The sequence below is a fragment of the Candidatus Protofrankia californiensis genome, from assembly GCF_900634765.1.
Taxonomy (GTDB): domain Bacteria; phylum Actinomycetota; class Actinomycetes; order Frankiales; family Frankiaceae; genus Protofrankia; species Protofrankia californiensis.
Map to the genome: position 1 here is coordinate 1 of NZ_CAAAFT010000046.1, position 6,145 is coordinate 6,145.

Genomic DNA, 6,145 nt, shown 5'->3' on the forward strand with positions numbered 1-6,145 from the left:
CACGTGAACCACCCCTTGATTACAACCGAATACACGGCCTAAATCTCCTCATGGCCAGATGTCGGTAGGAGCTGCGTCCGGCCACGAGGAACCAAACGGTCGACACCGTCGTACGGCAGGTGAATGCCTTCCTGCGCGGCTGGGCCGGGCACTTCCGCTACGGAAACTCCGCCTTCGTGTTCGACAAGATGCAGACTTACGCTGTGCACCGGTTTGCGATCTTCGTGGCGCACCGTCACAAACGCAGCCGGGCGTGGGGTTGGCGGGTGGGGGCCTACGCCTCACCCGATCCCTTCGGGCTGTTCAACCTCGATGGGACCGTGCTTGCTCCCCGACCGAATCGCCCCTGGAGATCACCGAATGCCGGCGGTGAAAGACGTCGGTGAGCTGTATACGGGAGAACCACATGCACAGATCGACGGGAGGGAGCTGGAAACGGAGCGGTCACACGTCACCGTGCCAGCTCCCTGCCCAACCAGTCCCTCCGGTCTTCGGCAGATGGCCATTGATCATCGGGTGATGTAGAAGTCCTGGCTAGGGCCCACGGACGTGCTTTGGGTACCAACGGGCTCCTCAGGATGAGGCGGCAGAAACCTATCGTCGTTTATACCGTTTACTATCTGCGCACCTCATGTGTCGGTTGTTCGGTCCAGATGGTCTTACCCAAGCGGCCGTAGCGGCTGCCCCAACGCCGGGTCAGCTGGGCCACGAGGAACAGGCCACGGCCTCCCTCATCCGTGGTGTGGGCGCGGCGCAGGCGCGGCTGGGTGTTGCTGGCATCCGAAACCTCGCACACGAGGCGATCGCCGCGGATGAGCCGCACCCTGATTGGGCCGTGGGCGTAGCGGATGGCGTTGGTGACCAACTCGCTGACGACCAGTTCGGTGGTGAAGGCCAGATCGTCGAGGTTCCAGGTGGCGAGCTGCCGGGTCGTCAGGTTCCGGGCCTGGGCGACTACGGCCGGGTCGGCGGGGAACTCCCAGTCGACGACGGCCTCGGCCGCCACGGTGCGGGTGCGGGCGAGCAGCACGACGATGTCGTCCGCGGGCGGGGTTGACGATGTGTCGTCGAGCAGAGCGCGGCCGATGTCGTCCAGGGGTCGGTCTGTGTCGCAGGCCGCTGCCATGCGGTCATGGAGCCATTCCATCCCCTGGGTGACGTCGCGGTTGCGCCGGTTGAGCAGGCCGTCGGTGTACAGGGCCAGCACGCTGCCGGGTTTCAGGTCGATCTCGGTGATCTCGAACGGCATACCGCCCACGCCGAGCGGCGGGCCGGGGCTAACGTCGATGAAGTCGACGGTTCCGTCCGGTGTCACCACAGCGGGGGGTGGATGTCCGGCGCTGGCGATCGCGCAGCAGCCGGTGATCGGGTCGTAGACGGCGTAGGCGCAGGTCGCGCCCACCGGGTCCCCCCGGGGCGGGTCGGCCTCGTCGGCGAGCCGCTGCACGAGGTCGTCGAGGTGAGTGAGGAGTTCGTCAGGGTCAAGGTCGAGGTCGGCCAGGGTTTGGACGGCGGTGCGCAGCCGGCCCATGGTGGCGGTGGCGGACAGGCCGTGGCCGATGACGTCACCGACGACGAAGGCCACGCGCAGCGACGACAGGGGGATGACGTCGTACCAGTCGCCGCTCACCTCGCATCCTCGACCGGCCGGAAGGTAGACACTGGCTGTCTGGGCCGCCAGGGTGTCGGTGCCGGCCCGGGGGAGGAGGCCCCGCTGCAGGGCGACGGCCGCGCGGCGCTCGCGGGTGTACCGGCGGGCGTTGTCCACGCCGAGCGCGGCCCGGGAGGCGATCTCCAGCAGGAGCTTGCGGTCCTCCCGATCGAAGACGGGGGCGGGGCCGGTCCGCCACACGGTGACGAGCCCGAGCAGGAGGCCACGGGCGTACAGGGGCGCGCCCATCCCAGAATGCGCGTCCGGCGGGATCATCACATCCGCGAAATCGCCCGCGGCGGGAATTGCCGCCGCACGGGTGAAGGCCATCATAGCCTTGCCGCACTGAAGATTCCGGATCTCAAATCCGTCCGGTAACGGCGGGATCGGCATGCCCGCCAGGATGAATCCGGGAGGCCAGCAACCGCTGTCGCGGACCGCGGCGACGCGGCGAAGATGCAACTGCCCGCCACCGAGCATTTTTGGGGGTTCATCCCCAGCCCGGACGGCCTCGGCGAGGTCGACCGTGGCGATATTACCCAGGGTGGGGGCGAGGACGTCGGCCAGATCCTGCGCTGTGCGGTCGACGTCCAGGGAACCACCGAGACACCCGGCAGCGGCATAGAGCAGATTCAGCCTGTGTAGGCCTTGCTGCTGTTCGGTCATATCAGGTCCATTGGACGTTCCCGCTACGTTGTACAGAACACGATCTCGATGTCATGCTCCCGCGCCTCGGCGAAGGACTACACGCCCGGCTCATGGGACGACATCCAGCATACCACTCAATGCGGTTTCCCAGCCGGATTCACAAGCAGATCCTGCCCGGGCACCACCCATGGATATTATCACCTAATGACGCCGACCAGTCACTCAGTCGGGAATAAAGAACGGAGCGCAACTGAGATAATACTCTCCCGACGCGGGCGCCAAAGAAGGGCTCTTGAAGTCAAGCAGTATCGGGGTCGCCAGCCGAAGCCGCCGCGCAAGAGCACTAACGTACATTTTATACCTCTTCCGCTCTCTAGTGTCTCGTGATTCCGCTTCACTTACTCGATTGAAGGTTCTGATCAAGCCCGCGACCAGCGTAGATGACTTAGAATAACGTAAATTGCCCGGAATCATGAGACACTAGCATCGAATTTAGCGAACTAGTGCCACGCTGGTTCGAGCTATCAGGGACGCTTTCCCTGACGGGCGACATTCTATTCAGCCTGGACGACAACGAATTTGCTGGCAACCGCATGTTTAATGCGGCGGCGGCAATCGAGTGTCTGCATCGCCGGCTGCACCCAGAGCTAGAAAATGAAAAGGCGGCAGACCGGAATCGCCGGAGGCGTATCGAGGCAGCGATACCAGCGGAAGATCGCACCTGGTTTAAGGGGCGGTTTATCAACCCGCACCGGCCGATCTACGTTGAGCGGCTGCGCTCGCTACTGGACATCGCCGGCGCCCCTATGGAGCCGTTCATAAGGCCAGGCCGCGACGCATGGATACAACAGATCAAGACGTACCGTAACGCGGGTGCACACTCCTTGAGCGATGGTGAGGACATAACGATACTGCTACGGCTTGCCCAAACAGCCGAAGTGTTGATGCGGATGGTGCTGTGGCGAAAACTCGGGTTTAGCGAGGAGGCATGCGCACGAATGGCTCAGCGGGATCAGCGCTGGGAGTATTTGAAGGAAGCATTGCTAGTGCGGTGTCCATGAATGTTGGCCGGGGTGGTCAGGCGGCTTGTGATCGTGGTCGTCCCCAGCGTTGCTGGCGTTCGGAGCGGACACGGGCGCGTTCACGGCGTTGCGCGGTCAGGACGGTGGGATAGCGGGCGTTGGCGTTGCGCCAGCGCAGGTAGGCCTGCAGTTCGCGGGCCAACACCGGATGGTTGGGATGGTCCGAGTTGCCCATGACGAAGGTGCGCAGCGGCCCGAACTGGGCTTCGATCGGGTTCGCCCACGAGGCGTTGGTCGGGGTCAGGCACAGTTGCACGTTGTTCCGCCCGGCCCAGCGGCGGATCTTCGGGGTGGTGTTCACCGACAGGTTGTCGCAGATCACGTAGACCGGGGCGTTGTCGGGACGGGCAGCTCTGATCGACTTCTGGGCGGCCAGCGTGTTGTCGGCGCTCTTGTGCAGGCGGGTGACGCCCCAGAGCTGGTCGTCGCCGAGGGAGTAGCAGCCGTGGAAGTAGCGCACCCGGTGGGTGCGGTGGTAGGTCGCCGGCAGCCGGTCCGGACGGGTCCGGGGCGCCCAGCCGACGCCGGGGGTCGGGCGGATCGACAGCGGGCCGAACTGGTCGAAGGCGAAGCAGCGGTTCGGGCAGGTGGTGGTCAGGTACTCGATCCGGTCGAGTTTGGCCTCCTTGTCGGGGTCGGTGGACTCCTTCCAGGTCCGGGTCCGCTGGAAGGAGATCCGGTGGTGGTGCAGGAGCTGGCGGAGTCGTTCCCGGCCGACGGCGACGGGGCGGTCGGGGTTGTCGGCCAGGTAGGCGGCCAGGTAGGCGGCCAGTGTGCGTACGCTCCAGTGGGTGAACGGCCGTCCCAGCTTCACCGGGCGGGTCCGGGCCGTCTGCACGATGAACGCCTCGTCGTCACCGCTGATCCGGCGGGGACGGCCTCCCGCCCACCGGGGGTCCAGGCAGTCCAGGCCGATCTCGTTGAACCGGTGGATCACCTGCCGGACGGTGTCCTCGTCCGCGGCGACGAGCCGGGCGATCGCCGGTGCCGTCGTCCCGCTCGCCGAGGCCATGATGATGGTCGCGCGGCGGACCCGGGTCGAGGAGTGCGTTCCCCGCCGCACGATCGCTTGTAGGCGGCGGCCTTCCTCGTCGGTCAGCCGCCGTGCTCGTAGGGGATGCGCCATGCGCTCACCTCCCGGTACGGTCACACGTCCGTCCTGCCAGTGCACACACCCGGATACCGGGACAGTGGCAACCCGGCCGGCGGGTCCCACCCCGGGGAACGTTCGCGGTCAGCGCACTAGCTAGGCCGTTTCTCGTGGATCTTCGGCGAGCCGGAGGAAGATCGACGTAATGATGACCTCGTTGCGAAAGTAGTGAGCGCGCTTGGTGTAACGGGTCGCGATCGCATGCCACTGCTTGAGCTGGTTGAAGCAGCGTTCGATGATGTTGCGGTTCTCGTACCGTTCGACGTCGACATGGGGCGGTCGCCTACCTGCACGGCCGCGGCGGCGCCGGTTGGCTTTCCGGTCTTCCCTCTCGGGATGGTGTGGGAGATCCCCCGGCGGCGCAGCTCGCCGCGGATCTCCTTCGCGCTGTAGGCCTTGTCGGCGATCACGTGGTCGGGGCGCGTCCGTGGGCGTCTCGGTCCCGGGCGGGGTACCCGGATCCCATCCGTGACCCGGATGAACTGGGTGGAGTCATTGACCTGCCCCGCGGTGAGCACGATGGACAGCGGCCGGCTTTTCCCGTCGCGCCCAAGGTGGATCTTGATGGTCAGTCCGCCGCGGGAGCGGCCGAGGGCTTCCGCGGCGGCCCATCGTCCGAGGTGTGTCCGTTGACGGGACCATCCCCTTTTGATCTTTCGAGATGCGGTGCGGGGTGACCGCGGAGTGCTGGTGCGCACGCATGATCGTCGAGTCGATCGAGACCTCCCACTCGACGGCACCCACGGAGTCGTCCTTGATGACGAGCTCGGTGAGGATCTTTTCTCGGGTGCCGCCAAGTGACCAGCGGCGGAACCGGTTGTAAACGGTCTGCCAGGAGCCATACCGTTTGGGCAGGTCCGGCCAGGGCGCACCTGTTCGCTCCCGCCACAAGATCCCGTTCAGGACCTTCCGCCCACCGCCCACCGCGCGCTGGGTTGGGTGGCAACAGGGGCGCTATCCACGCCCACGCTCGATCCGTAATTTCACCTCGACTGACCACGAAGCGTGAATGCTGCCCTACCAGAAAGATCCACGAGAAACGGCCTAGAAGGCGAGGGCTTCGAGGACTTCGGAGGCGCCGGTGGCGGCGACTTTACGGCCGTAGTAGCGGTCCTGGGTCATGCTGACGTGGCGGTGGCCGAGTTGGTCGGCGGCGGCGCGGGCGGTGAGGCCGGCGTCGTCCATGGCGGAGGCGACGGACTTGCGCCCGACGACGTGGGAGGTGGCCCATTCCATTCCGGCCTGTCGGAAGGCGTCGCGTAGGTCAGCCTGGGTGTTGGACGGGTCGCGTAGGCCACCGAACGGGGCGGGGAAGACGGGCGTGTCCTCGGCCTGGTCGTCGTTGTGACGCCGACGCAGGGTGGTGACCATCCAGGTCGGTAGCAGAAGCCGCCGGTATCCGCTTTTCGTCTTCGGTTTCGGTTTGTTGACCAGGCCGGCTCCCGTGATACGCACGACGGTGGAGCGGATCTCGATCCAGCCTTCGTCCAGGTTGACTGCGCCCCAGGTCAGGCCGGCGGCCTCGCCGATCCGGACGCCGGTGCTCATGAGGAAGTCGACGAAATCGGGGATGTCGCGCCGGGCGGCGACGTCGTCGTAGGAGAGGAAGGGGGT

Annotated in this window: 5 protein-coding genes and 1 pseudogene; 2 read left to right on the forward strand and 4 right to left on the reverse strand. The window is 65.8% G+C overall.

What is annotated here, in order from left to right; genetic code table 11:
* Positions 1–71 precede the first annotated feature (71 nt).
* Positions 72–386 (forward strand): group II intron maturase-specific domain-containing protein, encoded by a 315-nt coding sequence (locus DD1DGNOD_RS02460; RefSeq protein WP_131769350.1) that lies wholly within the window; start codon positions 72–74, stop codon positions 384–386.
* A 230-nt stretch (positions 387–616) separates the two neighbouring features.
* Here DD1DGNOD_RS02460 and DD1DGNOD_RS02465 read toward each other — a convergent pair whose 3' ends face one another.
* Complete coding sequence (locus DD1DGNOD_RS02465; protein ID WP_131769347.1) at positions 617–2,317, reverse strand: ATP-binding SpoIIE family protein phosphatase; 1,701 nt, start codon at positions 2,315–2,317, stop codon at positions 617–619.
* A gap of 485 nt (positions 2,318–2,802) precedes the next feature.
* Between DD1DGNOD_RS02465 and DD1DGNOD_RS02470 the strand changes: the two genes are divergently transcribed.
* The gene (locus DD1DGNOD_RS02470) at positions 2,803–3,360 is read left to right on the forward strand and encodes a HEPN domain-containing protein (protein ID WP_131769348.1); all 558 of its coding nucleotides are present in this window, start codon (positions 2,803–2,805) and stop codon (positions 3,358–3,360) included.
* Between the two features lie 16 nt (positions 3,361–3,376).
* On the opposite strand, the gene DD1DGNOD_RS02475 is transcribed toward DD1DGNOD_RS02470, so the two are convergent.
* The 3 genes and pseudogenes from DD1DGNOD_RS02475 to DD1DGNOD_RS02485 all read right to left on the reverse strand — a co-directional run.
* Complete coding sequence (locus DD1DGNOD_RS02475; protein WP_131769351.1) at positions 3,377–4,507, reverse strand: IS630 family transposase; 1,131 nt, start codon at positions 4,505–4,507, stop codon at positions 3,377–3,379.
* A gap of 120 nt (positions 4,508–4,627) precedes the next feature.
* Positions 4,628–5,531: pseudogene (locus DD1DGNOD_RS02480) on the reverse strand (IS5 family transposase).
* Positions 5,532–5,575: 44 nt separating this feature from the next.
* Positions 5,576–6,145, reverse strand: a 570-nt coding sequence (locus DD1DGNOD_RS02485) for a site-specific integrase (RefSeq protein ID WP_131769349.1), incomplete at its 5' end; no start/stop codon positions are given.